This is a genomic window from Streptomyces sp. NPDC029139 (genome assembly GCF_055564335.1).
Window position 1 is genome coordinate 73,006 of record NZ_JBVHWN010000004.1, and the last position, 26,662, is coordinate 99,667.

Consider the following 26,662-nt stretch of genomic DNA (forward strand, 5'->3'; position numbering starts at 1 on the left):
CTCGTGTCATGGGCGGACCTCGTGTCATGGGCGGACCGGGGAGGCTCGGGACGAAGGGCAGGCGGGCGGGATGAGCGCGAAAAAGCCAGGCGCGGGACTGGAGCCAGGGGCGCCCGGTCCCGGACCGGGACATGAGCCAGCCGCGGGACTGGCAGGCGCCGGCGGACACGCACCGGGACAAGAGCCAGCCGCGGGACTGCCAGGCGCCGACGGACCAGGACCGGGCCCCGCGGCCCGGCAGGCCCTCCCCGGCATCACCCTGCTCCCCACCACCGGGCGCGCCGCCCCCGAGCGGGCCGACGCCGCACGGAACCGGCGCAAGATCCTCGACGCGGCCGCGCGGATCGTCGCCGAGGTGGGGCCCGAGGCCGTCACCATGAACCAGGTCGCCCACGCCAGCGGCATCGGCGTCGGCACGGTCTACCGCCGCTTCGGCGATGTGTCCCAGCTCCTCTGGGCCCTCCTCGACGACCGGGAACGGCAGTTCCAGGAGGCGTACATGAGCGGCCCGCCCCCGCTCGGTCCCGGCGCCCCCGACGACGAGCGGCTGCACGCCTTCCTCGACGCCCTGGTCGACCGGGTCATCGAGCAGCGCGAACTCCTGCTCGCGGCCCAGGCCGCCGCCCCCAGCGCGCGCTACACGAGCGGCGCGTACCTCGCCATGCACACACACGTCGCCGTGCTGCTCGCGCGGCTGCGGCCCGAGGCGAACAGCGCGCTCCTCGCCCACCTCCTGCTCGCGCCGTTCTCGCCGAGCCTCATGCACCACCTGTCGGTCGAGCGGAAGATCTCCGCCGACGAACTCAAGGCAGGGCTCAACGAGGTGCTGCGCCTCGGGCGATGAGCGCCGCGAGCCCGTCCAGTACGCGGGCCAGACCGAAGGCGTACGCGTGGCCGGCGTCGTACAGCCCCTGGTACGCCACCGCCGACGCCTCCCCCACCCGTGACGCCAGCGGGAAGCGGTCCGGGTCGAGCATCCGGTTCAGGAGCGGCTCGTGCGCGGCCCACCACTCGTGGTCGGACAGCACGCTCTCCCGCTCCACGGCCCGCGCGTCCAGCTCCGTCCGCGCCACGGACTGGACGAAACCGAGCACGTGCGTGAGCGCGGAGTCCATGGCCACGTCGTCGAGCCCGATGCCCTCGAAGGCGCCGAGTTCATGCTCGTACTTCGTCATCACCCCCGGGCCGAGCGGCGGGCGGTGGACGCGCAGCTCCACCAGCCACGGGTGGCGCAGATACAGCGCGCGGTTGGCGTCGGCGACCGCCGTCACCCGTTCCCGCCAGGGCTCGTCCGCCCCGAAGGCGGCCCTCGGCATACGCAGGAAGACCGCGTCCAGCATCAGATCGAGCAGCTCGGCCTTGCCCGGTACGTACGTGTAGAGCGTCATCGGGGTCACCCCGAGGCGCTGGGCGACCGCGCGCATGGTGAGCGCGTCGAGCCCGCCCTCGTCGGCCAGACCGATCGCCGCGTCGACGACCGCGTCGACGGTCAGCCCCTGCCGGGGACCGCGCCGACTGCCCGGCACCGTCGCACCGTCCCGCCACAGCAGCTCCAGGGTCCGCGCCGGATCACCCGCGCCACTGCTCCGCTCCTTCGCCATGGCACCCATTTTCGCAGGTCAGGAATCAGGTCAGGGATCACGTCCGAGTCACCCCGGAGAACGAGCCAGATCCGGCGAGGGATCGGGCAGGGAATGACCCCGGCACCTTGTACGTTGTATAGAGTACCGTGTACGGAGATTGGGACCACCATCGGAGGCGCACCATGACCACCCCCGCCGCAGCGGACAGCCACCACGTCATCCAGGTCCGCGGAGCCCGGGAGAACAACCTCAAGGACGTCTCCGTCGACCTCCCCAAGCGCCGCCTCACCGTCTTCACCGGGGTCTCCGGCTCCGGGAAGTCCTCGCTCGTCTTCGGCACCATCGCCGCCGAGTCGCAGCGGCTCATCAACGAGACCTACAGCGCCTTCCTCCAGTCCTTCATGCCGAGCCTCGGCCGGCCGGACGTGGACGGGCTGCACAACCTCAGCGCCGCGATCGTCGTCGACCAGGAGCGGATGGGCGCCAACTCCCGCTCCACGGTCGGCACCGCGACCGACGCGTACACGATGCTGCGCATCGTCTTCAGTCGCCTCGGGACCCCGCACATCGGCACCTCCGGCGCCTTCAGCTTCAACCTGCCCGAGGGCATGTGCCCGCGCTGCGAGGGCGTCGGCGAGATCTCCGACATCGACGTCGACGAGCTCGTCGACCGGAGCAGGTCGCTCAACGAGGGCGCGATCACCGTGCCCGGTTACGCCGTGGACTCCTGGCTCTGGCAGGTCATGGCCCACTCCGGCTTCTACGACCCCGACAAGAAGCTGCGGGACTTCACCGAGGAGGAGTGGGCGGACTTCCTCCACAAGCCGTCCTGCAAGGTGAGGGTCGGCAGCAACAACTTCACCTACGAGGGCCTCGTCGTGAAGGTCCAGCGGACCATCCTCGCCAAGGACAGGGAGGCCATGCAGGCCCACATCCGGGCCTTCGTGGACCGGGCCGTGGTCTTCCGCACCTGCCCCGAGTGCGAGGGCACCCGCCTCACGCGGGCGGCGCTCTCCTCCCGTATCGACGGAGTGAACATCGCCGAGTGCTCGGCGATGCAGATCAGCGACCTGGCGGACTTCGTCCGCCGGATCGAGGACCCCTCCGTCGCCCCGCTCCTCGCCAATCTGCGCGAGCTCCTCGACTCCCTCGTCGAGATCGGTCTCGGCTATCTGAGCCTGGACCGGGCCGCCGGCACCCTCTCGGGCGGCGAGGCCCAGCGCGTGAAGATGGTGCGCCACCTCGGCTCCTCGCTCACCGACATCACGTACGTCTTCGACGAGCCCACCACCGGACTGCACCCGCACGACATCCAGCGGATGAACGACCTGCTCCTGCGGCTGCGCGACAAGGGCAACACCGTCCTGGTCGTGGAGCACAAGCCGGAGGTCATCGAGATCGCCGACCACGTCGTCGACCTCGGCCCGCGGGCGGGCTCGGCGGGCGGCGAGATCTGCTACTCCGGTGACGTGCCCGGTCTGCGCACCTCCGGGACGCTGACCGGCGACCACCTCGCGCACCGGGCGAAGCTGCGCCCGGACGTACGGCCCCGGACCGGCTCGCTCTCCATCGAGGGGGCGAACCAGCACAACCTGCGGAACGTGAGCGTCGAGATCCCGACGGGAGTCCTCACCGTCGTCACGGGCGTGGCCGGCTCCGGCAAGTCCTCCCTCATCCACGGGAACCTGCCGGGCCGGGAGGGTGTCGTCGTCGCCGACCAGTCCCCGATCCGCGGCTCGCGCCGCTCGAACCCGGCGACGTACACGGGACTGCTGAACCCGATCCGTACCGCCTTCGCCAAGGCCAACGGAGTCAAGGCGGCGCTCTTCAGCGCCAATTCGGAGGGCGCCTGCCCGACCTGCAACGGGCTGGGGCTCGTCTACACCGACCTGGCGATGATGGCGGGCGTCGCCTCCGTCTGCGAGGAGTGCGAGGGCCGGCGCTTCACCGGCGCGGTGCTCTCCTACACCCTCGACGGGAAGAACATCCACGAGGTCCTGTCGATGTCGATCGAGGAGGCGTACGACTTCTTCACGGCCAAGGGCCAGGCACGGACGATCCTCGGCCGCCTGAACGACGTCGGCCTCGGCTACCTCCGGCTCGGCCAGCCCCTCAACACCCTCTCGGGCGGCGAGCGCCAGCGCCTGAAGCTGGCGATCCACATGGCCGAGAAGGGCGCGGTGTACGTCCTCGACGAGCCGACCACGGGCCTTCACCTGGCCGACGTCGACCAGCTCCTGGCCCTCCTGGACCGGCTCGTCGAGGCCGGCAACACGGTCGTGGTGATCGAGCACCACCAGGCGGTCATGGCCCACGCGGACTGGCTGATCGACCTCGGCCCGGGCGCGGGCCACGACGGCGGCCGGATCGTCTTCGAGGGCACCCCCGCCGACCTGGTCGAGAAGGGCGACACCCTGACGGCACGGCACCTCAAGGCGTACGTGGGCGCCTGAGGTCTCACGCGGTCAGGGGCCGCGACGGGCTGGACACGGGGACGTACGCCAGCCCGTCGTACTCCTCCGCCGGCACGGTCGGGGTGACGTTCCACCGGTAGGCCCAGCGCGAGACGTACGCGCCGTGGGTGCGGGTCGTGTACGTCTGCCGTACCCACGTCTCGCCCGCGCGCGCCGCGGCCCGCAGGTCCACCAGGTGCGCGCCCGGGGTCCGGGCCGCGAGGAACGCCTCCAGCGTGCCCTCCGGCGCGGGCCCCAGCCGGTTGACCGCCACCGGGGACGGGCGCCTCGTCCGTGGCCCCCACGGCCCCGGCCACATCCGGCGCGCCCGGAAGGCGCCCTCGCCGAAGACGAGCCCGAGGGCGTAGTACGCGGAGCCGTACCGCTCCCGCAGTCGCGCGCCGAGCGCCGCGCCGGACGTGGCCACATGACCGTTGTGCGCCCACAGCGCGACACCCGCGTCCGTACCGGACAGGAGCTCGTCGACGGCGTCGGCCATGTACCCGTCCCGCGCCGCGTACACCTCGGCCCGCTCCCGCGTCACCAGGTCCGCCGCCCGCGCCAGGATGCGCGCGTGCCGTACGGCCTCCGGCTCCCTTGCCCCGGCGGCCACCGCCGCCGCCGCCGGCATCAGGACGTCCCGCAGCTCCGGGTGCTGCCCCGGGTTCGCGTCCGCGAGGACCGAGAGACCGCGCCCCCGCTCCCCGAAGTACGCCACCGACGCCCCGCACCGCTGCGGGTCGATCCCGGCGAACCCGACCTGGTCGTCCGCCGGGCGGCCCCGGTTGTACGCCCGCATCCACTCCAGGAGGTCCAGGACCTCCCGGGTCCGCCAGGTCCAGAAGCCGAGCCCGGCCAGCACGGCGGCCGCCTCGCCCTCGCCCCGCCGTACGTACGCGTCGACCGCCGGGGCCGCCGAGGCGCTCGCCTCCATCGCGACCGTACGGAAGCCGTGCTCGACGACGAGGAACTCGATCAGCCGGTGCTTGAGCCGGAAGAACTCGGCCGTACCGTGCGTCGATTCGCCCAGCCCGACGACCCGCACCCCCGCGAGGGCGGTGCCCCACTCCCTCAACCCGTCCATCCCGCGAAACTACCCGGACCCGCCCGCTGAAGGCGCCGGCCCGGCCGGTGCGCGCCGACGGTGACCCGTACCGCCCCGGGGGCGCCGACGTGCTCTGCGGCATCCCGGCCCTTCCCAGGCCGGCCGCCGAGCGTTCCCGGAGGGCGTACCTCCAGATGGAGTCGGGGGGAGGGTGACCGGCCGTGCACCGCCCCCTCTCCGGCGCGATCATCGGTCCATGACCACCGAGATCCACCTCGCCCAGCAGCCCGAGGCCGACGAGCTGCTCGGCCGCTCCCCGCTCGCCGCGCTCGTCGGCATGCTGCTCGACCAGCAGGTACCCATGGAGTGGGCGTTCTCCGGGCCGTACACGATCGCCCAGCGCCTCGGCACGGACGATCTCGACGCGGGACGGATCGCCGCGTACGACCCCGAGGCGTTCGGCGCGCTGCTCTCCGAGAAGCCCGCCGTGCACCGCTACCCCGGCTCGATGGCGAAGCGGATCCAGCAGCTGTGCCAGTTCCTCGTCGACGAGTACGGCGGTGACGCCGAGGCCGTCTGGGCGGACGCGGGGACGGGCAAGGAGCTGCTGGCCAGGCTGAAGGCGCTGCCCGGCTTCGGGGCGCAGAAGGCGCAGATCTTCCTCGCGCTGCTCGGCAAGCAGTACGGCGTACGCCCCGAGGGCTGGCGGGAGGCGGCGGGCGCGTACGGCGAGGCCGGCGCGTACCGCTCGGCCGCCGACATCACCGGACCGGAGTCGCTGGCGAAGGTGCGGGCTTTCAAGCAGGAGGCGAAGCGCGCCGCGAAAGCATCCAAATCATCCGGAAGTTGAACGGTCCGGATGCCAATCCTGCTCAACTCGACAGGAATTGTCGCGCAGCTGTTCACAGGAGCCACTCGAGATCGCTAACTTCCCCTCAACCCTCGTTCGCATCGGGAAGGACCTCTGTGAACGCATCCTCTCGCAGAGCCGCGGCCACCCTGGCCGCAGCCGCACTCGCCACCCCGCTCCTGCTGGCCGCCGCCTCCCCCGCCACCGCCACTTCGGACCCCGGGGCCAAGCCCGCCCGGGACGCCGCGAAGCTGTCGAAGAAGCTGGTCCGTGAGACGTCCGCCCAGGGCGCCTACAAGCACCTTCAGGCATTCCAGGCGATCGCCGACTCGGCCGGCGGTCACCGCGCGGCCGGCTCGCTCGGACACGACGCCTCGGCGGCGTACGTGTACCAGCAGCTCAAGAAGGCCGGCTACAACGTCTCGTACCAGAAGTTCAGCTTCGTCTACACCGAGACGCTCGCCCAGAAGGCGGCCGTCATATCTCCGGCGCCCCGGGACATCGCGATCGCGGCGATGACCTACACCAAGTCGACGCCGGTCGGCGGGATCAAGGCCGACCTGGCGGCCGTCCCCGTCGACGCCGACGGCACCACCGGCTGCGAGCCCGGCGACTTCGCGTCCTCGGCCTTCACCGGCAAGATCGCCCTGATCAAGCGCGGAGGCTGCACCTTCGCGGTGAAGCAGGAGAACGCCGCGGCGGCGGGCGCCGCGGGCGCGATCATCTACAACAACACCGACGGCGCGCTCTCCGGCACGCTCGGCGACCCGGCGGCCGGCAAGATCCCGACCGGTGGCGTCTCCCAGGCCGAGGGCGAGAAGCTCGCCGCCGACCTGGCCAAGGGCCCGGTGAACATCTCCTTCGAGATCCGCCAGCTCCAGGAGAACCGCACCACCAACAACGTCATCGCGGAGACGAAGGGCGGCAACGCCGCCAACACCGTGATGCTCGGCGCGCACCTCGACTCGGTGACCGCCGGCCCCGGCATCAACGACAACGGCTCCGGTTCCGCCGGTCTGCTCCAGGCCGCCCTGGAACTGGCCGAGTCGAAGGCGAAGGTCCGCAACAAGGTCCGCTTCGCGTGGTGGTCGGCCGAGGAGAACGGCCTGCTCGGCTCCGAGCACTACGTCGCGAACATGAGCGAGCTCGACAAGAAGGAGGTCAAGCTCTACCTCAACTTCGACATGATCGCCTCGCCGAACTACGGCCTGTTCGTGTACGACGGCGACAACTCGGACAACGTCGGCGCGGGCCCCGGCCCGGAGGGCTCCGCCCAGCTCGAGCGCGACATCAACGAGTTCATGGACAAGCGCGGCCTCCCGCACGAGGGCACCGACTTCACGGGACGCTCGGACTACGGTCCGTTCATCGAGGTCGGCATCCCCTCGGGCGGTACCTTCACGGGCGCCGAGGGCATCAAGACGGCCGCGCAGGCGGCCAAGTTCGGCGGGACGGCGGGTGTCGCGTACGACGTGAACTACCACGCCGCCGGTGACGACCTGTCGAACATCAACATGACGGCCTTCGACGCCAACATCGACGTCATCGCCAACGCCGTGGGCACGTACGCCCACGACATCAGCTCCCTGAAGAAGCCGGTCGTCTCCGTCCCGACCGAGGGCGACGCCGGCAGCGGCGGCGGCCTCCACGACGGGCACGACCACGAGGTCACGGAGTAACACCCAGCAGGCCCGATCTCCGGGAGGGGTGGGGCGGGGGAGATCCCCGTCCCACCCCTTCCTCATCGGCATCGGGAGCGGGAGCGGCATCGGCGTCAAAAGCGGCATCGGCATCGGCATCGGCGTCAAAAGCGGGAGCGGGATGCGGACCGGCGCGTCCGGGTGAACCGTCCCGTCCGCGGCAGGGCCCCCAGATCGAGTGCGGCTCCGGCGAAGGCGCACCCCGCCGCGATCTGGCCGACCGGCGACTGTTCGCTCCCGTTCACCAGAGCCCCGAGTCCCGGTTTGACGTGATTTGCCCCAGCATCCCACCGGGCTCGCGTGGCTGCGCCGGGAGCCGCTTGCCCGGTAGGCTTTCCGTGTGATCTTCAAGCGCATCGGAAACGGCCGGCCGTATCCCGACCACGGCCGGGAAAGCACCCGGCAGTGGGCGGACGTCGCCCCGCGCCCGGTCCGCCTCGATCAGCTGGTCACCACCAAGGGCCAGCTGGACCTGGAGACGCTGCTCGCCGAGGACTCCACCTTCTACGGCGACCTCTTCGCGCACGTCGTGAAGTGGCGGGGCGACCTCTACCTCGAGGACGGGCTGCACCGCGCGGTGCGCGCGGCGCTCCAGCAGCGACAGGTGCTGCACGCCCGCGTCCTGGAGATGGACTGACCGCAGGACCGCCTCGCGCGGGACCGCCTCACCCATTCGGGCGCAGACCGCCGGACCGGCGCCGTGGCGCCGCCGGACCCGTGTCCACTGATCCTTTCGGGGGCTCTTCCCGCCCATCCGGACGCGATCACATGATCATCCAGTAGGCATCCTCGACCAGCGGCATTACGCTGCGTCCATGAGCATGCTCACTCCCCCCGGAATGGGCGGAAAATACCGCATCACGGGCGACACATACCCGCGCATGCGACGCCCCCGCCGTCGGCGCAGGATCGTCCTCGCGGCCGGGGCCGCCGTGGTCCTGCTGGGCGCGGCCGGGTGGGGGACGCTGCAGCTCGTCGACGTCTTCACCGGCGGCGACGACACCAGGACCACAGCCGCTCGCGGCACCGACTGCAAACCCGCCCCCAAGGCGACGGCCGCGCCCGTCGCCGCGCTGCCCAAGCCCGGGCAGATCACGGTGAACGTCTACAACGCGACCCCGCGCAGCGGGCTGGCGAAGACGACCGCCGACGAGCTCAAGAAGCGCGGCTTCGCCATCGGCAAGGTCGGGAACGCACCCCCCGCGTACGACAAGAAGGTCCCCGGCGCCGGAATCCTGCTCGGCGCTCCCGGCGCCACCAAGGGCGCCTTCTCCGTCCTCGGCACCCAGCTGAAGGGCGCCACGACCAAGACCGACACCCGCGCCACGGCGGACGTGGACCTCATCATCGGAACCGCCTTCAAGAACCTGGACCCGAAGACGACGGCGGACGCGGCCCTGGCCACTCTCAACAAGCCCAAGCCCGCGCCCACCGGTAAGTGCTGACGTACGGGCCGGGCCCCACGGCCCGGCCCTCAGGGTCCCCCTAGTCGGCGGTCCCGTACATGCGGTCGCCCGCGTCACCGAGGCCCGGCACGATGTAGCCGCTCTCGTTGAGGCGCTCGTCGACCGAGGCGGTCACGACGGTCACCGGCGTGCCCGCCAGCTCGCGCTCCATGATCTCGACGCCCTCCGGGGCGGCGAGCAGCACGACGGCGGTCACATCGTCCGCGCCGCGCTTGATCAGCTCCTGGATCGCCGCGACGAGCGTGCCGCCGGTCGCCAGCATCGGGTCCAGGACGTACACCTGGCGGCCCGAGAGGTCCTCCGGCATCCGCGTCGCGTAGGTCGACGCCTCCAGCGTCTCCTCGTTGCGGATCATGCCGAGGAAACCGACCTCGGCGGTCGGGAGGAGCCGCACCATGCCGTCGAGCATCCCGAGGCCGGCGCGGAGGATCGGGACCACCAGCGGCCGCGGGTACGACAGCTTCACACCGGTCGTGGGCGTCACGGGGGTCTCGATGTCGACCTGCTCCGTGCGCACGTCCCTGGTCGCCTCGTAGGCGAGCAGGGTGACCAGCTCGTCGGCGAGACGGCGGAAGGTCGGGGAGTCCGTGCGCTTGTCGCGCAGCGTGGTGAGCTTGTGGGCGACCAGCGGGTGATCGACGACGTGGAGACGCATGGGTCCAACAGTAGCCCGCACTGGCATCAACCCTCGCCGTGGAGGGAAGGTGGTGGCACAGGACCAGTCGTGGGGTGGTGTGGCCCATGCCCGACCCGGCAGACCCGGCAGAGCCGGCCGACGCGGGGGGCGGCGAGACGCCGCCGGAGACCGACGCGGAGCGCCGCAGGCGCCGCGCCCAGTTCCTGCGCGAGCTGCACGAGGCGAAGGCGCTGCGCGAGCGCGTCCAGCCCCGGCGCGCGCGGGCGGCCAGGATGCGCCAGGCCATGCGGATGCGGACCTTCCGCTGGTGAGGTTCGCGGCGCCCGTCGGCCGCGAGTGCGCCGCCTGTGCGCCGGGGCCGTGCGCCGGTGCCACGCGCCCGTCCCTCCACCGTCCGGATCAGACTGATGCACGACGCAAGAGCCGAAGACCTCTCCTGACGGCGCTGTTTCTGCCACGATGCCGATTGGGCGGGGCGCCAGGAGGGCACCGCCGAATCCTCACACCTCTGATCAGTGGGAGAGTCACGGTGTACTTGGCCGCACTGCTCGCGCGCACCGAAGACGGGTGGGAAGCGAGCGACACAGAGATCGACGACGTGGAGACCCTGTCGGATCTGATCGAGCTGGCCCGCGAGGCCTCGATCGACGACGACACGGTCATCGTCTTCATCGAACAGGAGGACGCCTGGTTCGGCCTTCTCCGCGTCGAGGGCGAGGACGACCCTCGCATCTACGTGTCGGACGGGGCGGCCGCCGCCCGCTCCTCGTACGGGGAGATCCTGACCAAGGAACTCCTCGGCGACGACCAGGACGCCGACGCCGATGTCCTGGACGCTCTCGACCTGGACGGCACGGAGGACGGCGAGCCTCTGGACCGCGAGGACGAGGAGGACACGGACCCCGCCGCCGAGGCCGTACCGGCCGCGCCGGTCGGGGACCGGCTCATCCTCGAGGATCTGGGCCTGTCCGAGAGGAGGCTGCTGGCGCTGGAGAGCGACGCGCTGGCGGAGATCGCGGACGCGCTGGGCGCCGCGGAGGTGCTGGAGACCGTGCGCTAGTGACCGAAGCAGTACCCGATCCCGTACGGGACCCCTGGCGGGAAGCCATGCGGCTCGCCCTCGCCGAGGCCGAACAGGCCGTGCCGGCCGGTGACGTACCGGTCGGCGCGGTCGTGCTGTCCCCGGACGGCGCCGTCCTCGCCGTCGGGCACAACGAACGCGAGGCGACCGGTGACCCGACCGCGCACGCCGAGGTCCTGGCCCTGCGCCGGGCCGCGGCGAAGACCGGCGCGTGGCGGCTGACCGGCTGCACGCTCGTCGTGACCCTGGAGCCCTGTGTGATGTGCGCCGGCGCGCTCGTGCAGTCCAGGGTCGACCGCGTGGTCTTCGGCGCGCTCGACGAGAAGGCGGGCGCCGCCGGTTCGCTCTGGGACCTCGTACGGGACCGACGCCTGAACCACCGCCCCGAGGTGATCCACGGCGTCCTCGGCGAGGAGTGTTCGGCGCGGCTCACGGCCTTCTTCCGGGCCCGCTGACCTGCGCGGCGATACGGATTTCATCGCCGGGGCCTCTTTGGGCTAAGCTCTCTCTCGGTAGCGTGTCCGAGCGGCCGAAGGAGCTCGCCTCGAAAGCGAGTGTGGCGCAAGTCACCGAGGGTTCAAATCCCTCCGCTACCGCCAGCAACACCCCGCTGAACTGCAGGAATGCAGATCGGCGGGGTGTTTTGCATACGGCCTCGCGGCAGCCTCGCCCAACCCGCGCGTCAGGGGCGGCGGTTCACCGGTCCTCCGGCACCTCCACGATCACCAGCGTGCCGCCACTCCCCGGCCGGACCGCGTGCCGCGCGCCCGCCGGGACCAGGCAGAGCCCGCCCGGATCCACCGTCACCGGCGCGCCGTCCACGAGCAGCTCCAGCGTGCCGTCGAGGACGATCAACGCCTCCGCGACCTCGTGCACCTCCTCCTCGACCGGCAGCTCGTCCATGCGGAGGACCTTCACACAGGCCGTCCCGACGTGACCGAGGGCCTGCGACCGCCAGGCGGCGGGCAGTCCGGCCGCGACGTCGAACAGGTTGACCACACTCATGACACCCTCCAGCGATCGACGGATGCCGGAAACCTAACCGGGCCGTACCGCCAGGTGGTCGACCGTCCGGTAAAGGATCCGGGAGCCGAGAAACACCTCGGCTCCGGCGGCCACAACGCGGTCCTTCGCGACGCCGGTACGCGGTCCCAGACCCCCCGAGGAACCCCATGAGCCGGCCGAAGTCGCTCGGTTAGACTCACGCGTCCACGCAGGGGTGCACTTAGGGGAGGGCGCGGCAGATGGCGCAAGCGAAGAAGGTCGCGCTCTACGCGGTCGTGGTCTTTGTGCTGTACACGATCATCAATTCCCCCGACAGGGCCGCCGATCTCGTCCAGGTAGGGTTCGAGGGCATATCGTCCGCCGCACAGGGCGTCGGCGAGTTCATGACCGAACTCGTCAACTAGAAGATCGACGAGGAGTCCTGCTGTGATCCGCCATCTGGTCCTGTTCAAGCTCAACGACGGCATCGCGAAGGGCGACCCGCGCGCCATCGCCGCCGCCGAGGCGTTCGAGGGTCTTGAGAAGGAGATCCCGGAGCTGCGGTTCTGGGAGTGCGGCTGGAACATCAGCGACCGGCCGATCGCGTACGACTTCGCCATCAACTCCGCCGTCGACGACGCCGATGCGCTCCAGCGCTACCTCGACCACCCGGCCCACCAGGCGGGCGTCACCCTGTGGCGGGAGATCGCCACGTGGGTGATCGCGGACTACGCGTTCTAGGCCCGGCCCCACCGCTTTTCCCAGGCCCCTCGCCGTCACGGCGGGGGGCCTTCTGGGTGTGCGCGTCGTCAACACGTGGTGATGCGGTGCTTGCACACAGTGGACATGTCTTGTGATGCTATGACCGCTTTTGATGGTTGAGTTTGACCGTAGTTGACCAGCCACAGTCGACCGCAAGACGAACCAAAGGGGTGGCGTGAACGTGCCGGCCAGTACAGCGCCTCAAGTCCCGCCCCAGAACGAGACCGGCGGCCCGGACACCCCGCGCCCCGGGCCGCAGCCCACCCGGCCGCAGTCCACGCGACCGCACTCCCACCGGCCCCAGTCCACCCGGCCGCAGTCGACCCGGGGCGCCGACACCCGCGCCCTCACCCAGGTGCTCTTCGGGCAGCTCAAGGAGCTGGAGCCCGGCACCCCGGAGCACGACCGGGTGCGCGGGGCGCTGATCGAGGCCAACCTGCCGCTCGTGCGGTACGCGGCGGCCCGCTTCCGCTCCCGCAACGAACCGATGGAGGACGTCGTCCAGGTCGGCACCATCGGCCTGATCAACGCCATCGACCGCTTCGACCCGGACCGCGGCGTCCAGTTCCCGACCTTCGCGATGCCCACCGTCGTCGGCGAGATCAAGCGCTACTTCCGGGACAACGTACGGACCGTCCACGTGCCCCGCCGGCTCCACGAGCTCTGGGTCCAGGTCAACGGCGCCACCGAGGACCTCACGACCGCCCACGGCCGCTCGCCCACCACCGCCGAGATCGCCGAGAGGCTGAAGATCGGTGAGGACGAGGTACTGGCCTGCATCGAGGCGGGACGGTCCTACCACGCCACCTCGCTGGAGGCGGCGCAGGAGGGTGACGGGCTGCCCGGACTGCTCGACCGGCTCGGTTACGAGGACCCGGCGCTCGCCGGTGTCGAGCACCGGGACCTCGTACGGCATCTGCTCGTACAACTGCCCGAGCGCGAACAGCGGATTCTGATGCTCCGCTACTACAGCAACCTGACGCAGTCCCAGATCAGTCAGGAACTCGGCGTCTCGCAGATGCATGTGTCAAGACTCCTCGCCCGGAGCTTCGCCCGATTGAGATCCGCAAACAGGATCGAGGCGTAGCTGAAACGGGTAGACCGGTTCGGAGCAGTTCTGGCGGGACTTGCGGCGCACCAAATGCCGTACACCCCTTGTTTCCTGCGGATATTCACCCACGCCATGTCGACAAGTCACTACAGCGTGTTGCCGACATGTGACATTCTGCTGGAACCGCGTTTGCCGCAGCCCCGCCTCCGGTATTCAGGTGGAGGCTGCGTTCCTCCGATGGTCGTGGCCGCCGCGACCGTCCGCGACCTCAAGGGGGTGGCATGTCCGCAGAACAGGGCAGCTCGAAGGTGCTCACGCTCACGCCCGCGCAGACGCCGGTACCGATGCCGGTCCAGCCGACGGCGGAGAGTGCCGAGTCCGCCGCGCCGCTTGCCGTCCCGCCGCTTGTCGTCACGCCGGAAGCCCTCGACACCCGCACGCTCTCCCGCTCCCTCTTCCTCCGGCTGCGCGCCCTGGACGACGCGGGCGTCGCCGCCGACAGCCCGGACCGGACCTACGTCCGTGACACCCTCATCGAGCTCAACCTGCCGCTCGTGCGGTACGCGGCGGCGCGCTTCCGCTCCCGCAACGAGCCGATGGAGGACATCGTCCAGGTCGGCACCATCGGCCTGATCAAGGCGATCGACCGCTTCGACTGCGAGCGGGGCGTGGAGTTCCCGACGTTCGCCATGCCGACGGTCGTCGGAGAGATCAAGCGCTTCTTCCGCGACACCTCGTGGTCCGTGCGCGTCCCGCGCCGGCTCCAGGAGCTGCGCCTCGCGCTGACCAAGGCGAGCGACGATCTCGCCCAGAAGCTGGACCGCTCCCCGACCGTGCCCGAACTGGCCGCCGTGCTCGGGGTGTCCGAGGAGGACGTCGTCGACGGCCTCGCGGTCGGCAACGCGTACACCGCCTCCTCGCTCGACTCCCCCTCCCCGGAGGACGACGGCGGCGAGGGCTCGCTCGCGGACCGGCTCGGGTACGAGGACACGGCCCTGGAAGGGGTCGAGTACCGCGAGTCCCTGAAGCCGCTGCTCGCCAAACTCCCGCCCCGGGAGCGGCAGATCATCATGCTGCGCTTCTTCGCCAACATGACGCAGTCGCAGATCGGCGAGGAGGTCGGCATCTCGCAGATGCACGTCTCGCGGCTTCTGACGAGGACGCTGGCACAGCTGCGTCAGGGCCTGATCGCGGACTGAGCACCCGCGCACGGGTGAAGTTCGCCGTTTCGGTTCCGAACTGACATGGCGTCAGCAACACTGGCGCCATGCGGCGACGACAGGGATCACTTCTGACGGTGGTCGCGCTCTGCCTCGGCGGAGCGCTGACCGCGTGCGGCGGAGGCCAGGGCGAGGGGTACGCGGCGGTCGGCGCCGGCTCCTCCCCCAAGGGCGCGGTGAAGCCGTCGGGAGCGGTGACGCTGATCCCGCTCGACGGCGCGTCGCCCTCGGCGAGCGGTACGACCTCCAGCACCTCCTCGCCCTCTCCACGACCAGGGCGACCACCGGGGGCGACCCCGGCACCGCCGGCCGGAGCCCCGGACGGGGGTACGGACACGGATACGGCGAGCGGCACGGCTTCCGGGACCTCGCGCCCCGGCACGGCGCCCGGCACGCCGGCCACGGTCCCGCCCCGCACGGCGACCGCGCCGCCCCCGGGCACGACGCCGCCGCCCCCACCGCCCTCCCCGGTGCCCCGGCCCCCGGCCACCCCGGCCACGCTCACCCTCTCGGCTCCCGTGCTGGCGGACGCCGACAAACGGTGGTGCGAGCGGGTCACCCTCACCTTCCGCAACACCGGCGGCACCGCGGCCACTTCGGGCACCGTCACCTTCGCCACCCACATCATCGGGGCGCTCGGCGTCGACTGGGCGACGATCGAGTCGACCCAGCCCCTGCCCACGCCCCTCGCGGCCGGCACGACGAAGACCCGGACGTACACGGTCTGCGTGGACTCCTGGCGCGTACCGCTCGGCATGCACGTCGACACCCGGAAGGTCACCGCGACCTGGAAATGACACCGGCGTCGCGAGGAGCCCGGCGAAAACCGGTGGAGCGACGCCGCCGGGCGCCACTACCGTGCTGCCGACCACGTCGCCCAGGCAAGGACGCCCCGTTGTACACCGTGTGAGACCTCCCGAGAGCTGATCTGTCGCGCGTCGCGCATCTGCGCCGCGCTCCTTTTTGCTGCGGACTTCTCACTGAGACCGGTGTATTTCTGTGCTCGAAAACTGGGTGGTCATGCCCACCTGCCTTCCGCTTGTCCTCCGCCGTTGCCACGCGTGCGCGTCCGAACGCTTCCGGGCGAACGGCAAGTTCCGCGTCAACGCCCATCACAAGCTCCTCGACGCCTGGCTCCTCGTGCTCTGCACAGGCTGTGGGGAGACGGCGAAGCTCACGATCCTGGAGCGGGCCACCGTGCGCTCCGTACGACCCGAGCTGCTGGACCGGATGCACGACAACGACCCCGGCCTGGCGGCCGAGCTACTGCGGGACCCGGTGGTGCGGCGCCGTAACCGCATCGCCCTCGACTGGTCCGGCGCCTGGCGCCTCGACACCGGCGGATCCGGTCACCTGGACCGCGAGGTGATCGACATCGCGGTCCGCTTCGCGGCCCGGATCCCCGTCCGGCCGGTGCGGCTGATCGCTGACGGCTGCGGTCTTTCACGGGCCGAGGTCGAGCGGCTGATCACGGAGGGCAATCTCGTGTCGGCGGTCCGGCTGAGCGGCAGGCTCTCCGGCGACTTCACCTTCACGCTGAAGCGCTAGCCCTCTCGGGTCCGCTCGGGTCTCCCTCGCCCGGACCTGTCCGGCACCATCCGCCGGGCAGGCCCGGGCATCTCCACCCTGAGTACGAAAACCCATGTGCCGCCGGGCCACCGGCTGACACCATCCGCGGTATGACGAGTGGCAGACGTGCGCCGACGGCCCTCCATCTCCTCCTGGTCTGGGCCACCATGACCGCCGTGGTGCCGACGCTCGGCTTCGGACTGCTCGCCGCCGGCTGGGGCGGCGGGCCCGGTGCGGCCTTGCCCCTCCTCGCGCTGGGCGGGGCACTGACCGTGGGCCTGCTGGCCATGTCCGGCACACCGGCCCGGACCCTGGTGCCCCTGTGCCGCACCGTGCCGCTGCGGCTCGGCTGGGCGGCCCTGGTCCTCGTCCTCGGCACCCTCGGCGTCGGGGCGGGGTTCGCCGCCTACGGTGCGGGCGCCGACCTCGGGAGCGCCGGCGTCCGGTTCGCGCTGGTCGGCGTGCCGTACGCCGTGGCCGCCGCGCTGTTCGTACCGGACCGATGGGTCCGCGTCGGCGCGGTGGCCACACTGGCGGCCGCGGTCGCCTACGGGGGCTACGTCGGCCCGGCGGAGGCGGAGCACCGCCGGCACGAGGCGGAGATCGCCCGGTACCGCGAGCGCTCGGAGCTGCTGTACCTGGGCACCGCGCCACCCGGCATGCGGGTGTCCCGCGCCACGGCCGGCCCCGCGTACTTCTCCGTCGACTACCGCGCGGTCCGGGAGGACACGTTCGCGTACGTGGCTCTCACCCTGCGCCCGGTCCTCACCCCCACCCTCCGCTGTCCCGAGTTCCTGGCGCCCGGCGTGACCTGCACGGCGAACGCGCGCGGCGAGCTGCGCACGGTCCACGGCGCCTCCCGCGCCCTCACGCTCACCCGCCGTGTCGGGAACGCGGAGGCCGAGGTCACCAGCGAGACCCCCGACGAGGCCGGGCTGCGCCGGCTGCTGGACACCCTGCATCCGCTGTCCGACGCGGAGCTGGAGGAGCTGATGCGGGAGAAGAGGATCGACCACGGAACGTAGGGGGTGGTGCGCGCTCCCGGGGGCGCCGCGGCCACACGCGCGCCCTCCGCCTGCGCGCTCCGGCCGGACCGTGTCCGTCCCGGTGACGTTCCGTCCCTCTCCGCGCGGCACGCCCGGACCTATGATGTGCCCGGGGCGGACGCGCTGTCCGCCCGCGAATCCGCCGCTCTCGTAGGCGAGTTGAGGGAAGGGTACGGGCAGCATGCAGAGGCACGACCTGACCGCCGCGAAAACCCGGGTGAGGAGCAGCTGATGGAGAAGACCACGAAGGTCCTGTCCATCGGGCTGCATCCCCGCTCGCTCGACTACAGCACGCTGCCCGACGGCATGGACGAGCCGGCCCTCACCGCACGGATCGCGGTGGGGAAGGCCGCGCTGCGCGATGCGGGGCTCGATGTCGTGACCTGTCTGGTCGACCCCTCCCCGGACAGCGCGGAGGCCGCCGTGCGGGAGCGGTTGAAGGGCGGGGACTTCGGCCTGGCGATGATCGGCGGTGGCGTACGCATGATTCCGGAGCACACCCTGCTGTTCGAGCGGCTCGTGAACGTCCTCACCGAGGCCGTACCCGGCATCCGGCTCTGCTTCAACACCTCGCCGGAGACCACCATCGACGCGGTACGGCGCTGGATCGACGCGTAGTCGGGCCCCTCGACCAGGTCCACCACGTCCGGGGGCTCCGTACTCGGTCAGCGGCTCGACGACCCACGGGGCCCTGCACGGGAGCGGCTGCGGGCGCGACTACGCGTAGTACCCGGCGTAATAGGCGAACCGTTGCTCCGGAGAGAAGTCGTCGAAGTCCTCCGCCGCTTCGCAATACCGCACGCGCTTCAGCGCCGACGCCGCTTCCTCCGAGCCGTGCGCGGCCAGGTACGCCTTGGTGCGCTCGAGCCCGGCGCCGCACAGGAGCTGGACGTCGATCGAGCAATCGGCGTCGAAGCTGGCCGTCTTGGCGCGCCAGATGAGCAGCACGTCATCGAGTGCGCCCGCCCGGAAGAGCTGGACGCAGCAGAGTTTCATCAGGATCGTGTCGCCGTCGCCCTGCGCTCGGCGTTCGAGCCGGATCTGCTCGGCGAGCAGCGCGCGCACCTCGTCGAGTCCGCGCTCGTCAGGTTGCAGGCCGTGACGTCTCAGCCACTCGTCCTCGTCCACGGTTCACCGTTCTCTCAGTCGGCCACCGAACGGTGACCGGTGGGGCATGAGGACCGCCCCGGAACCCCGGAGCCGCCCGGGGCCGGCCCACACACCCACCCCAGACGTCAGGCCAGCGCCAGCCAGGCCACCGCCGCCACGACCACGATCGCCGCGATCACGCCGACGATGAGGCCCACCCGGGGGCCGGAGGACGGGGGCGCCGCCGCCTGACGGCCGCCCCCCTGCGGGGCGCCCTCGTCGACGAAGGCGCGGAACATCTGGGTGCTGCCGGCGGGGTCGTAGTTGCCCTCGGGGCCGGGGCCCTGACCGTACGGAGCTTGGGGGTTGTGTGCCATGAGCCAGGACCCTAGCGAACCCCGGCTTCCCTGCCCAAGCCCCGACAGCCTCCAGCACCGCTCGGGCACCGCTCCAGCACGGCACAGGCACGGCTCAGGCACCGATTCCCCCAGGTCCGCCGGGTCCCGACGCACCGCCGCGCCACCCCACCGGCTCCCCTTTGCCGATTCTTTAGCGCCGTTTGACCGATTTAATTTGCCTGGAGCAACCATCCATCTCTATGGTTGCCCTAAGCAACAAGATGCATGGGGTCATGAGGTCACAGTGGACAACCGGTACGAGAACCTCGCCCGACAGGTGAGCGCCATCGGCGCGGTCAAGCGCGGCATGGCCCGCTCCCTGCCCGCCGACTGTCCCAGCGGGACCGCCATCGTCCTCGCCCTGCTCAAGCACGACGGGGACATGCGGATGAGCCGGATCTCGGAGCGGATGGCCGTCGACATGTCGGTCAGCAGCCGGCACGTCTCCCACGCCGTCGACCGCGGCTGGGTCGAGCGGCTGCCCGACCCGGCCGACCGGCGCTCGCGCATCCTCCACCTCACCCCCGAGGGCAGGGAAAAGCTCACCGAGCTCGACCGCCGACTGACCGCCATGCTCACGCACAACCTCGCGGACTGGTCCGACGAAGACGTCGCACTGCTCACCACCCTGCTCGCCCGCCTCCGCGACTCCTTCGGGGACTGCCGGGCCCACCACGCGTAGAAGCAAAGGAAGTTCATGGCCACGACAACCCCTGCTCCGTCGAAGGAGGCGGGCGGCCACGCCTCCGGCGGGGCGCCCATGACGCACCGGCAGATCATGGAGGCGCTCTCCGGGCTGCTGCTCGGCATGTTCGTCGCCATCCTGTCCTCGACGATCGTCTCCAACGCCCTCCCTCAGATCATCACCGACCTCGGCGGCGGCCAGTCCGCCTACACCTGGGTCGTCACGGCCGCGCTCCTCTCGATGACCGCGACCACCCCGCTGTGGGGCAAGCTCGCGGACCTCTTCTCCAAGAAGCTGCTCGTCCAGATAGCCCTGCTGATCTACGTCGCCGGCTCGGTCGTCGCCGGGCTCTCCCAGAACACCGGCATGCTCATCGCCTGCCGCGTCGTCCAGGGCATCGGCGTCGGCGGTCTGACCGCCCTCTCCCAGATCATCCTGGCCGCCATGATCGCCCCGCGTGAGCGCGGCCGGTACAGCGGCTACCTCGGCGCCACCTTCGCCGTCGCCACGGTCGGCGGCCCGCTGCTCGGCGGTGTCATCACCGACACCGACTGGCTCGGCTGGCGCTGGTGCTTCTACGTCGGCGTGCCCTTCGCGCTGATCGCGCTCCTGGTGCTGCAGAAGACCCTGAAGCTGCCGGTGGTGAAGCGCAAGGTCAAGGTCGACTGGACCGGTGCCTTCGTCATCAGCGCCGCGGTCTCCCTCCTCCTGATCTGGGTGACCTTCGCGGGCGACAAGTACGACTGGATGTCCTGGCAGACGGCCGCCATGGTCGGCGGCTCCATCGTGCTCGGCGCGCTCTTCGTGCTCGTCGAGTCGAGGGCCGACGAGCCGATCATCCCGCTGCGCCTCTTCCGTAACCGCACCATCACCCTGGCCTCGCTCGCCTCGCTCTTCGTGGGCGTCGCGATGTTCGCCGGCACCGTCTTCTTCAGCCAGTACTTCCAGCTGGCCCGCAATGAGTCGCCGACCATGTCCGGTGTCCTCACCATCCCGATGATCGCGGGCCTGTTCGTCTCCTCCACCGTCTCCGGCATGGTCATCACCAAGACCGGCAAGTGGAAGGCATGGCTGGTCAGCGGCGGCGCCCTGACGACCGGCGGCCTCGGTCTGCTCGGCACGATCCGTTACGACACGGAGTACTGGCACATCGCGCTCTTCATGGGCGTGATGGGTCTCGGCCTCGGCATGATGATGCAGAACCTGGTGCTGTGCACGCAGAACCAGGTGGCCCCGGCCGACCTGGGCTCCGCCTCCTCCGTCGTCACCTTCTTCCGCTCCCTGGGCGGCGCGATCGGCGTCTCGGCGCTCGGCGCGGTGATGGCCAACCGGGTCACGCACTACGTCCAGGACGGCATGGCCGCCCTCGGCCCGAAGGCCGCGGGCCTGGGCAACGGCGGTGGCGGTGGCGGTACGAGCGGTTCCATCCCGGACATGGACAAGCTGCCGGCCCCGATCCGTACCGTCATGGAGGACGCGTACGGACACGGTGTGGCCGACATCTTCCTCTACTCGGCGCCGTTCGCCCTGCTCGCCTTCCTGGTGACGCTGTTCATCAAGGAGGTCGCGCTGAAGAGCGGTACGGGCCCCGCAACCCCCGCACCCCCCACCGCCCCCGCGGCGGCTGAAGCGCCTGCCCCGCACACGCCCGTCGCCCTCTCCACCGGTCTGACCATCGGCGGAACGGTCCGTACGGCCGAGGGCACGGACGTCGCCGGTGCGACGCTCACGCTGATCTCGCTCGGCGGGCAGCAGCTCGGCCGCTCGGCCGTCGGCGACGAGGGCCGGTACGCCGTGGACGCCCCGGGCGCCGGCTCGTACGTCCTCATCGCCTCGGCCGACGGCTTCCAGCCGCAGGCCTCCACGGTCGTCGTGAACGACGGTCCGCTCACCCACGACGTGCTCCTGACCGGCACCAGCGGGCTCACCGGCTCGGTGACCGCCGCGGACGGCGGCGCGCCCGTGGAGGGCGCGATGGTCGTGATCACGGACGTACGGGGTGAGGTGCTGGCCACCGGGAAGTCCGGCGCGGACGGCGGCTTCGCCTTCGGCGAGCTGGTGCCGGGCGCGGTCACGGTCGCGGTCACCGCCACCGGCCGCCGGCCGCAGGCGCTGCCGGTCGAGATCGGCGGCCAGGGCGTGACCCGGCTCGACGTGGCCCTCGAGGCCGGGGCGGTCGTCCACGGGACGGTCCGCGCGGGCCGCGACCACCGGCCGCTGGCGGACGCCCGCGTGACGCTGGTCGACGCCGCCGGGAACGTGACGGCCTCGGCGACGACGGACGCGGACGGCGCGTACGCCTTCGCGGACCTGGACACCGGCGAGTACACGCTCATCGCGACCGGCTACCCGCCCGTGGCGGGACGGCTGACCGTGAGCGGCACGGGCGTCGACGGCCACGACATCGAACTCGCCCACCCGGGCGAGTGACCGACCCCCGGCCGCGCGTCGAGCGGAGGCGCGGCCGGGTCCGGGGCGGCAGGCGGGCGGGCGAGAAGGCAGGGGACGGCCGGACCGCCTGCCTGCCGCCCCGTTGTTCTTGGGAAGAGTGAGGGTACGGATGGGACTGCACGCACAGGTACGGACCCGCGACGGGTGGCCGGTCCAGCACGCGGTGGTGACCGTGACGGACGGGTCGGGCGGGCAGGTCCTGCGGGCGGCCGCGGACGCGGACGGAGTCGTACGGACGGACGGCACGCTGGCTCCCGGTGCGTACACCGTGGTCGTGACCGCCCTCGGCTACGCGCCGGACGCGCGGACGGCCCTGGTCGGCGGCGCCGGACGGGCGGAGGTGGGCACGGTCGTGCTGGCCCGCGCGGGCGGTACGGAACTGCCGCCGCCCGGTGCCTGGATCCTGGACGCGGCGCACTCGTCGGTGGGCGCGGTGGCGCAGCACCTGGGGATCTCCAGCGTGCACGGCCGGTTCACCGAGTTCACCGGCCGGATCGAGATCGCGCCGGACGTCCTGGCGTCACGGGTCGAGGCCGTGATCGCCGCCGCGTCCGTCGACACGGGCAACGGCCTGCGGGACAAGCATCTGAGGTCCGAGGACTTCCTGGACGTGGACCGCTTCCCCGAGATGACGTACCGCAGCACGGGCCTGCGGGCGGCGGGCCCGGACCGGTGGACCGTGGACGGCGAGCTGTCCCTGCGCGGCGTGACGCGGCAGGTCCCGCTGGACCTGACCTACCTCGGTACGGGCGCCGATCCGTGGGGCGGGTCGCGGGCGGCGTTCCGCGCGGAGGCCGAACTGCGGCGTGAGGATTTCGCCATGACGTACAACCAGGTGGTGTCGGCGGGCATCGCGGCGATCGGCGCCACGCTGCGGGTGACGCTGGACATCCAGGCGGTACGGGAAGTCCCGGGGCCCTGACCGCCCGACCGAATCGTCACGGGCGGGCGGTCATGGCGAGACGGGCGCCCAGGGCAGGACGGGTGTCAGGACAGGCCGGGTGTCAGGACAGGCCGGGTGTCAGGGCAGGACGGGTGTCAGGGCAGGCCGGTGTCAGGACAGGCCGGTGTCAGGACAGGCCGGGTGTCAGGAAAGGCGGGGTGTCAGGGCAGGACGGGTGTCAGGAAAGGCGGCCGGCCATGACCTCGATGCCGGCGATGAGGATGTCGAGGGCGTAGTCGAAGTCCCGCTCCCAGATGTCGCTGACGCTGCCGTGCGTGGCGCGCTCGTCCAGGATCTCCTTCATGTCCTGGATCTGGACCCCGAATTCCGGGTCGTCGCGGAAGGCCGAGACCGACTCCGTGTAGAAGTCGTCCTGCGACATTCCGGCCTCCGCCGCCCGCCGCCCGAACTGCGCCTCCAGCGTCCCGTAGCCGTACACGAACTGGAACACCGCCGACATCGCGCCCGGCTGACCGCGCAGCGGCAGGCCGGTGTCCCTCACGGCCTCCTGGATCTTGGTGCCGACGGCGATCGCGTTCGGTCCGATGTTGAGGAACGAGCCGGCGCACGGCGAGACCCACGCGTGGCGCGCGAGCATCCGGCGGTAGGCGAGGGCGAGCGCGCGGATCCGGCCCTGCCAGCCCTCGGCGGCGTCGACGGCGGCGAGGTCGATCTCCCCGTAGACGGCGTCGAGCGCGAACTCGATGATGTCGTCCTTGGTGTCCACGTACCAGTAGAGCGACATCGCCGTGACGCCCAGCTCGGCCGCGAGCTTGCGCATCGACAGCTTGCCGAGGCCCTCCTCGTCCAGGAGCCGGATCGAGGTCGCCACGATCCGATCGCGATCGAGCCCGGCCGGGCCGCCCCCCGCGCGGGCGGCCCGCTTCTCCAGCCAGACGCTGGAACGCGCCGGGTTCCTGGCCCGGTCGGCTGCCTTGACCATCGCGTTCCTCCGTCTGTCAGCGGTCCGTCCCCATGCTATGCAGCGGTTTCCCGCTTCCCGGCGCCGTCCATGCTCTTCGCGCCCTCCACGCCCTCCGTACCCTCCGCGCGCTCCATACCCTGCGTACGCTCCGCACCCTCCCCGCCCGGCGTACCCTGCGCGCGCTCGGCACGCCTGAGCAGCGCCGCCGCGAGCAGGCCGCCCGCGAAGACCGCGAGCGCGCCGACCAGCTGGCTGGTCTGGAGCCCGGAGGCGAAGGCGTCGGAGATCGCCGCCCGTTCGGCGGCGCTCCCGGCCGCCGCGAGCGCCGCGGGCAGCGAGGTCGCGGTGACGGTGACGAGCGCGGCGAAGCGCGCGTTGAGCACGGCGCCGAGGACGGCGACGCCCAGGCCGTTGCCGAACTCGGCGAGGGTGCCGTTGACCCCGGCGCCGACGCCCGCCTTCTCCGGCGGGATCGCGCTCATGATCGCGTTCGCCATGGCGGGGTTGGAGACGGCGAGGCCGACGCCCATGAGGACCAGGCCGAGGAGCATGCCCCAGTAACTGCCGTCGGTGCCGCCGCCGATGAGGGCGATCGAGGCGAGACCGCCCGCGACCAGGGTCATGCCGACCGCCACGGTGGGCGGGGTGCCGAGCTTCATGACGATCCGCGGGCCGACACCGGTGAGGTTGAGAGCGACGACGGTCAGCGCGAGCGGGGCCATCCGGAGACCGGCTTCGAGCGGCTCGTACCCGAGGACGAACTGAAGGTGCTGGGTGAGCAGGAAGAGCGAGCCGCCCATGCCGAACATGACGAGGATCGCGCCGGCGACCGCGCCCACGAACTTCTGGTTGCGGAAGAAGTGCATGTCGAGCATCGGATACGGAACGCGCAGCTCCCACAGGGCGAAGGCACCGAGGACGACCACGCCGATCGCGGCCGGGACCAGCACCTCGGCGGAGGTCCAGCCGTGCTCCGGGCCGGTGATGATCGCGTACACGGCGGCGGTCATACCGACGGTGGAGAGCAGCGCGCCGAGCAGGTCGGGACGCTCGCCCTGGGGGTTCTTCGACTCGGGGACCAGCTTGAGGACGGCGATCAGGCCGACGACCGCGACCGGGATGTTGATGAGGAAGATCATTCCCCACCAGAAGTGGTTGAGGATGACACCGCCGATCAGGGGTCCGGCGGCGAAGCCGAGCGAACTGACGGTGGCCCACAGCGCGATGGCCTTGACCCGCTCGGAGTCCTCGAAGATCTGCATGACGACGGCGAGCGTGGTGGTCATGAGCAGCGCACCGCCGACGCCCATGCCCGCGCGGGCGGCGATCAGCTGGGCGGTGGAGTCGGCCAGTCCGGCGGCCAGCGAGCCGAGTCCGAAGAGCGCGAGACCGGCGGCGAGGAGCTTCTTGCGGCCGTAGCGGTCGGCGGCGTTGCCGGCGGTGAGGAGCAGGCCCGACTGGACGAGCGAGTACGCGTTGATCATCCACTGGATGTCGCTGGTCGAGGCGTGGAGCTCGGAGGTCAGCGAGGGGATGGCGACGCTGAGGACGGTGTTGTCGAGCAGCACGGTGAGCTGGGCGAGGCAGATGACGCCGAGGATCAGCCAGCGCTGCGGGTGTCCGCCGGGGGTGGCCTTCCCGGCGGTGGGTTCGTTCGCGGCGGTCGTCGCCGTCATGGGACAGCACTCCTTGTACGGTGTACGGGACTCGGTCTCGTACACCGTACAAGGACTCTCGTACGCTGTATAGCGATTAGCTGGCGCGGGGCAGGTCGCAGAGGGTGGCCCCGTCGACCGTCACCTGCTCGAAGACGGCCGTGACCCGCGGGCACGGAGCGCGCCTGAGCGGGGGCGGCGCATCGGCGGGCTACTCGCCGGGCTTGAGCAGATAGCCCGCCCCGCGCCGGGTGTGGATCATGGGGGACCGGCCGGCGTCGATCTTCCGCCGCAGGTAGGAGATGTACAGCTCGACGATGTTGGCCTGACCGCCGAAGTCGTACGACCACACCCGGTCGAGGATCTGCGCCTTGCTGAGCACCCGGCGCGGATTGCGCATGAGGTAGCGCAGCAGCTCGAACTCGGTGGCGGTGAGGTGGATCGACTCGCCTCCCCGGGTGACCTCGTGGCTGTCCTCGTCCAGGGTCAGGTCGCCGACGACGAGCAGCGACCCGCCGCGCACCTGCGCCGCGCCGGAGCGCCGGATCAGCCCGCGCAGCCGCGCCACGACCTCCTCCAGGCTGAAGGGCTTGGTGGCGTAGTCGTCGCCGCCCGCCGTCAGGCCGGCGATCCGGTCCTCGGCGGCGTCCTTGGCGGTCAGGAACAGCACCGGCACCTCCGGCTGCTCGCGCCGTAGCCTGCCGAGCAGGGAGAGGCCGTCCATGTCGGGCAGCATCACGTCGAGGATCACGACGTCGGGCCGGAACTCCCGCGCCGCGCGCAGGGCTCCCGCGCCGTCGCCCGCGCTGTGCACCTGCCAGCCCTCGTAGCGCAGGGCCATGGAGAGGAGCTCGGCGAGGGATGCCTCGTCGTCCACGACGAGGACGCGGACGGCGGAGCCGTCGGGCCGCAGCATGTCGGTACGCCGGTCGGTGCGCCGGTCTTCGGGCCGGTCGGTGGACCGGTCGGCACGCCGGTCTTCGGGCCGGTCGGTGGACCGGTCAGTGGACCGGTCGGTGGGGCGGTCCGTACGCCGGTCGGCACGCCCCCGGGGCTTGGTCGCAGTCAT

29 protein-coding genes and 1 tRNA gene are annotated in these 26,662 nt (G+C 71.4%); 21 read left to right on the forward strand and 9 right to left on the reverse strand.

Annotated elements, in window-relative coordinates; all coding sequences use genetic code 11:
* Nucleotides 1–70: 70 nt before the first annotated feature.
* A complete protein-coding gene (locus ACZ4VW_RS11345; protein ID WP_467960945.1) occupies nt 71–844 on the forward strand; it encodes a TetR/AcrR family transcriptional regulator in 774 nt (257 codons plus the stop codon).
* Here the strand turns inward: ACZ4VW_RS11345 and ACZ4VW_RS11350 are convergent.
* Nucleotides 816–1,601 (reverse strand): TetR/AcrR family transcriptional regulator, encoded by a 786-nt coding sequence (locus ACZ4VW_RS11350; RefSeq protein ID WP_467960947.1) that lies wholly within the window; start codon nt 1,599–1,601, stop codon nt 816–818. The two genes, ACZ4VW_RS11345 and ACZ4VW_RS11350, sit on opposite strands and share 29 nt — an antisense overlap.
* A 164-nt stretch (nt 1,602–1,765) precedes the next feature.
* Here ACZ4VW_RS11350 and ACZ4VW_RS11355 point away from each other — a divergent pair, with 164 nt between their 5' ends.
* Nucleotides 1,766–4,036, forward strand: coding sequence for an ATP-binding cassette domain-containing protein (locus tag ACZ4VW_RS11355; protein ID WP_467960949.1), 2,271 nt, complete (start codon nt 1,766–1,768; stop codon nt 4,034–4,036).
* 4 nt (nt 4,037–4,040) lie between these two features.
* Here ACZ4VW_RS11355 and ACZ4VW_RS11360 read toward each other — a convergent pair whose 3' ends face one another.
* Nucleotides 4,041–5,120 (reverse strand): erythromycin esterase family protein, encoded by a 1,080-nt coding sequence (locus ACZ4VW_RS11360; RefSeq protein ID WP_467960951.1) that lies wholly within the window; start codon nt 5,118–5,120, stop codon nt 4,041–4,043.
* A gap of 217 nt (nt 5,121–5,337) precedes the next feature.
* On the opposite strand from ACZ4VW_RS11360, the gene ACZ4VW_RS11365 reads away from it, so the two are divergent.
* The 4 genes from ACZ4VW_RS11365 (at nt 5,338) to ACZ4VW_RS11380 (ending at nt 9,076) form a co-directional block, all read left to right on the forward strand.
* Nucleotides 5,338–5,931, forward strand: coding sequence for an HhH-GPD-type base excision DNA repair protein (locus tag ACZ4VW_RS11365; RefSeq protein ID WP_467960953.1), 594 nt, complete (start codon nt 5,338–5,340; stop codon nt 5,929–5,931).
* Between the two features lie 116 nt (nt 5,932–6,047).
* Nucleotides 6,048–7,610 carry a M28 family metallopeptidase gene (locus tag ACZ4VW_RS11370; protein ID WP_467960955.1) on the forward strand — a complete coding sequence of 521 codons (1,563 nt, stop codon included), beginning with the start codon at nt 6,048–6,050 and terminating at the stop codon, nt 7,608–7,610.
* Nucleotides 7,611–7,971: 361 nt separating this feature from the next.
* Complete coding sequence (locus ACZ4VW_RS11375; protein ID WP_009067182.1) at nt 7,972–8,268, forward strand: type II toxin-antitoxin system VapB family antitoxin; 297 nt, start codon at nt 7,972–7,974, stop codon at nt 8,266–8,268.
* A 178-nt stretch (nt 8,269–8,446) separates the two neighbouring features.
* Nucleotides 8,447–9,076, forward strand: a complete 630-nt coding sequence (locus ACZ4VW_RS11380; RefSeq protein WP_467960957.1) for a LytR C-terminal domain-containing protein — start codon at nt 8,447–8,449, stop codon at nt 9,074–9,076.
* Nucleotides 9,077–9,116: 40 nt separating this feature from the next.
* On the opposite strand, the gene upp is transcribed toward ACZ4VW_RS11380, so the two are convergent.
* On the reverse strand, nt 9,117–9,752 hold the full coding sequence (gene upp, locus ACZ4VW_RS11385; RefSeq protein ID WP_355110873.1) for a uracil phosphoribosyltransferase: 636 nt from the start codon (nt 9,750–9,752) through the stop codon (nt 9,117–9,119).
* An 86-nt stretch (nt 9,753–9,838) separates the two neighbouring features.
* On the opposite strand from upp, the gene ACZ4VW_RS11390 reads away from it, so the two are divergent.
* The 4 genes from ACZ4VW_RS11390 (at nt 9,839) to ACZ4VW_RS11405 (ending at nt 11,414) form a co-directional block, all read left to right on the forward strand.
* Complete coding sequence (locus ACZ4VW_RS11390; RefSeq protein WP_467960959.1) at nt 9,839–10,045, forward strand: hypothetical protein; 207 nt, start codon at nt 9,839–9,841, stop codon at nt 10,043–10,045.
* A 218-nt stretch (nt 10,046–10,263) separates the two neighbouring features.
* Nucleotides 10,264–10,794 (forward strand): tRNA adenosine deaminase-associated protein, encoded by a 531-nt coding sequence (locus tag ACZ4VW_RS11395; RefSeq protein ID WP_467960961.1) that lies wholly within the window; start codon nt 10,264–10,266, stop codon nt 10,792–10,794.
* A 47-nt stretch (nt 10,795–10,841) separates the two neighbouring features.
* Nucleotides 10,842–11,270 (forward strand): tRNA adenosine(34) deaminase TadA, encoded by a 429-nt coding sequence (gene tadA, locus ACZ4VW_RS11400; protein ID WP_467961844.1) that lies wholly within the window; start codon nt 10,842–10,844, stop codon nt 11,268–11,270.
* Between the two features lie 56 nt (nt 11,271–11,326).
* Nucleotides 11,327–11,414, forward strand: a tRNA-Ser gene (locus tag ACZ4VW_RS11405).
* A 97-nt stretch (nt 11,415–11,511) separates the two neighbouring features.
* Here the strand turns inward: ACZ4VW_RS11405 and ACZ4VW_RS11410 are convergent.
* The gene (locus ACZ4VW_RS11410; RefSeq protein ID WP_467960963.1) at nt 11,512–11,820 is read right to left on the reverse strand and encodes a cupin domain-containing protein; all 309 of its coding nucleotides are present in this window, start codon (nt 11,818–11,820) and stop codon (nt 11,512–11,514) included.
* Between the two features lie 239 nt (nt 11,821–12,059).
* On the opposite strand from ACZ4VW_RS11410, the gene ACZ4VW_RS11415 reads away from it, so the two are divergent.
* The 8 genes from ACZ4VW_RS11415 to ACZ4VW_RS11450 all read left to right on the forward strand — a co-directional run bounded on the left by ACZ4VW_RS11415 (nt 12,060) and on the right by ACZ4VW_RS11450 (nt 18,065).
* The gene (locus ACZ4VW_RS11415; RefSeq protein ID WP_355110869.1) at nt 12,060–12,224 is read left to right on the forward strand and encodes a hypothetical protein; all 165 of its coding nucleotides are present in this window, start codon (nt 12,060–12,062) and stop codon (nt 12,222–12,224) included.
* 22 nt (nt 12,225–12,246) lie between these two features.
* The gene (locus ACZ4VW_RS11420) at nt 12,247–12,540 is read left to right on the forward strand and encodes a Dabb family protein (RefSeq protein ID WP_467960966.1); all 294 of its coding nucleotides are present in this window, start codon (nt 12,247–12,249) and stop codon (nt 12,538–12,540) included.
* Nucleotides 12,541–12,742: 202 nt separating this feature from the next.
* Nucleotides 12,743–13,648, forward strand: coding sequence for an RNA polymerase sigma factor SigF (locus ACZ4VW_RS11425; protein WP_467960968.1), 906 nt, complete (start codon nt 12,743–12,745; stop codon nt 13,646–13,648).
* Nucleotides 13,649–13,893: 245 nt separating this feature from the next.
* Nucleotides 13,894–14,811 (forward strand): RNA polymerase sigma factor SigF, encoded by a 918-nt coding sequence (locus ACZ4VW_RS11430; RefSeq protein WP_467960970.1) that lies wholly within the window; start codon nt 13,894–13,896, stop codon nt 14,809–14,811.
* A 68-nt stretch (nt 14,812–14,879) separates the two neighbouring features.
* Nucleotides 14,880–15,629, forward strand: a complete 750-nt coding sequence (locus ACZ4VW_RS11435) for a hypothetical protein (RefSeq protein ID WP_467960972.1) — start codon at nt 14,880–14,882, stop codon at nt 15,627–15,629.
* Nucleotides 15,630–15,831: 202 nt separating this feature from the next.
* A complete protein-coding gene (locus ACZ4VW_RS11440; protein WP_467960974.1) occupies nt 15,832–16,380 on the forward strand; it encodes a DUF1062 domain-containing protein in 549 nt (182 codons plus the stop codon).
* Between the two features lie 131 nt (nt 16,381–16,511).
* Nucleotides 16,512–17,426: a hypothetical protein gene (locus tag ACZ4VW_RS11445; protein WP_467960976.1), complete on the forward strand. Its 915-nt coding sequence runs from the start codon at nt 16,512–16,514 to the stop codon at nt 17,424–17,426.
* 252 nt (nt 17,427–17,678) lie between these two features.
* A complete protein-coding gene (locus ACZ4VW_RS11450; protein ID WP_467960978.1) occupies nt 17,679–18,065 on the forward strand; it encodes a hypothetical protein in 387 nt (128 codons plus the stop codon).
* Nucleotides 18,066–18,164: 99 nt separating this feature from the next.
* Here the strand turns inward: ACZ4VW_RS11450 and ACZ4VW_RS11455 are convergent, their stop codons facing one another.
* The gene (locus tag ACZ4VW_RS11455) at nt 18,165–18,575 is read right to left on the reverse strand and encodes a hypothetical protein (protein ID WP_467960980.1); all 411 of its coding nucleotides are present in this window, start codon (nt 18,573–18,575) and stop codon (nt 18,165–18,167) included.
* A gap of 107 nt (nt 18,576–18,682) precedes the next feature.
* Complete coding sequence (locus ACZ4VW_RS11460) at nt 18,683–18,913, reverse strand: hypothetical protein (RefSeq protein ID WP_467960982.1); 231 nt, start codon at nt 18,911–18,913, stop codon at nt 18,683–18,685.
* 265 nt (nt 18,914–19,178) lie between these two features.
* Here ACZ4VW_RS11460 and ACZ4VW_RS11465 point away from each other — a divergent pair, with 265 nt between their 5' ends.
* The 3 genes from ACZ4VW_RS11465 to ACZ4VW_RS11475 all read left to right on the forward strand — a co-directional run bounded on the left by ACZ4VW_RS11465 (nt 19,179) and on the right by ACZ4VW_RS11475 (nt 22,992).
* Nucleotides 19,179–19,616, forward strand: a complete 438-nt coding sequence (locus ACZ4VW_RS11465) for a MarR family winged helix-turn-helix transcriptional regulator (RefSeq protein ID WP_467960984.1) — start codon at nt 19,179–19,181, stop codon at nt 19,614–19,616.
* A gap of 78 nt (nt 19,617–19,694) precedes the next feature.
* Nucleotides 19,695–22,049, forward strand: coding sequence for an MFS transporter (locus ACZ4VW_RS11470; RefSeq protein ID WP_467961846.1), 2,355 nt, complete (start codon nt 19,695–19,697; stop codon nt 22,047–22,049).
* A gap of 130 nt (nt 22,050–22,179) precedes the next feature.
* Entirely contained in the window at nt 22,180–22,992 is an 813-nt protein-coding gene (locus ACZ4VW_RS11475; RefSeq protein ID WP_467960986.1) for a YceI family protein, read from the forward strand.
* 199 nt (nt 22,993–23,191) lie between these two features.
* Here ACZ4VW_RS11475 and ACZ4VW_RS11480 read toward each other — a convergent pair whose 3' ends face one another.
* The 3 genes from ACZ4VW_RS11480 to ACZ4VW_RS11490 all read right to left on the reverse strand — a co-directional run bounded on the left by ACZ4VW_RS11480 (nt 23,192) and on the right by ACZ4VW_RS11490 (nt 26,509).
* Nucleotides 23,192–23,956: a TetR/AcrR family transcriptional regulator gene (locus ACZ4VW_RS11480; protein WP_467960988.1), complete on the reverse strand. Its 765-nt coding sequence runs from the start codon at nt 23,954–23,956 to the stop codon at nt 23,192–23,194.
* A gap of 35 nt (nt 23,957–23,991) precedes the next feature.
* Nucleotides 23,992–25,614: an MFS transporter gene (locus ACZ4VW_RS11485; RefSeq protein WP_467960990.1), complete on the reverse strand. Its 1,623-nt coding sequence runs from the start codon at nt 25,612–25,614 to the stop codon at nt 23,992–23,994.
* 190 nt (nt 25,615–25,804) lie between these two features.
* Nucleotides 25,805–26,509 (reverse strand): response regulator transcription factor, encoded by a 705-nt coding sequence (locus tag ACZ4VW_RS11490; RefSeq protein WP_467961848.1) that lies wholly within the window; start codon nt 26,507–26,509, stop codon nt 25,805–25,807.
* Nucleotides 26,510–26,662: the final 153 nt, after the last annotated feature.

Excerpts from the sequence above, each read along its gene's own strand:
- ACZ4VW_RS11345 (WP_467960945.1), top strand. The coding sequence starts at position 71 with ATGAGCGCGAAAAAGCCAGGCGCGGGACTGGAGCCAGGGGCGCCCGGT.
- ACZ4VW_RS11350 (WP_467960947.1), bottom strand. The coding sequence starts at position 1,601 with ATGGCGAAGGAGCGGAGCAGTGGCGCGGGTGATCCGGCGCGGACCCTG.
- ACZ4VW_RS11355 (WP_467960949.1), top strand. The coding sequence starts at position 1,766 with ATGACCACCCCCGCCGCAGCGGACAGCCACCACGTCATCCAGGTCCGC.
- ACZ4VW_RS11360 (WP_467960951.1), bottom strand. The coding sequence starts at position 5,120 with ATGGACGGGTTGAGGGAGTGGGGCACCGCCCTCGCGGGGGTGCGGGTC.
- ACZ4VW_RS11365 (WP_467960953.1), top strand. The coding sequence starts at position 5,338 with ATGACCACCGAGATCCACCTCGCCCAGCAGCCCGAGGCCGACGAGCTG.
- ACZ4VW_RS11380 (WP_467960957.1), top strand. The coding sequence starts at position 8,447 with ATGAGCATGCTCACTCCCCCCGGAATGGGCGGAAAATACCGCATCACG.
- upp (WP_355110873.1), bottom strand. The coding sequence starts at position 9,752 with ATGCGTCTCCACGTCGTCGATCACCCGCTGGTCGCCCACAAGCTCACC.
- ACZ4VW_RS11390 (WP_467960959.1), top strand. The coding sequence starts at position 9,839 with ATGCCCGACCCGGCAGACCCGGCAGAGCCGGCCGACGCGGGGGGCGGC.
- tadA (WP_467961844.1), top strand. The coding sequence starts at position 10,842 with ATGCGGCTCGCCCTCGCCGAGGCCGAACAGGCCGTGCCGGCCGGTGAC.
- ACZ4VW_RS11410 (WP_467960963.1), bottom strand. The coding sequence starts at position 11,820 with ATGAGTGTGGTCAACCTGTTCGACGTCGCGGCCGGACTGCCCGCCGCC.
- ACZ4VW_RS11415 (WP_355110869.1), top strand. The coding sequence starts at position 12,060 with ATGGCGCAAGCGAAGAAGGTCGCGCTCTACGCGGTCGTGGTCTTTGTG.
- ACZ4VW_RS11430 (WP_467960970.1), top strand. The coding sequence starts at position 13,894 with ATGTCCGCAGAACAGGGCAGCTCGAAGGTGCTCACGCTCACGCCCGCG.
- ACZ4VW_RS11435 (WP_467960972.1), top strand. The coding sequence starts at position 14,880 with ATGCGGCGACGACAGGGATCACTTCTGACGGTGGTCGCGCTCTGCCTC.
- ACZ4VW_RS11445 (WP_467960976.1), top strand. The coding sequence starts at position 16,512 with ATGACGAGTGGCAGACGTGCGCCGACGGCCCTCCATCTCCTCCTGGTC.
- ACZ4VW_RS11450 (WP_467960978.1), top strand. The coding sequence starts at position 17,679 with ATGGAGAAGACCACGAAGGTCCTGTCCATCGGGCTGCATCCCCGCTCG.
- ACZ4VW_RS11460 (WP_467960982.1), bottom strand. The coding sequence starts at position 18,913 with ATGGCACACAACCCCCAAGCTCCGTACGGTCAGGGCCCCGGCCCCGAG.
- ACZ4VW_RS11470 (WP_467961846.1), top strand. The coding sequence starts at position 19,695 with ATGACGCACCGGCAGATCATGGAGGCGCTCTCCGGGCTGCTGCTCGGC.
- ACZ4VW_RS11475 (WP_467960986.1), top strand. The coding sequence starts at position 22,180 with ATGGGACTGCACGCACAGGTACGGACCCGCGACGGGTGGCCGGTCCAG.
- ACZ4VW_RS11480 (WP_467960988.1), bottom strand. The coding sequence starts at position 23,956 with ATGGTCAAGGCAGCCGACCGGGCCAGGAACCCGGCGCGTTCCAGCGTC.
- ACZ4VW_RS11485 (WP_467960990.1), bottom strand. The coding sequence starts at position 25,614 with ATGACGGCGACGACCGCCGCGAACGAACCCACCGCCGGGAAGGCCACC.
- ACZ4VW_RS11490 (WP_467961848.1), bottom strand. The coding sequence starts at position 26,509 with ATGCTGCGGCCCGACGGCTCCGCCGTCCGCGTCCTCGTCGTGGACGAC.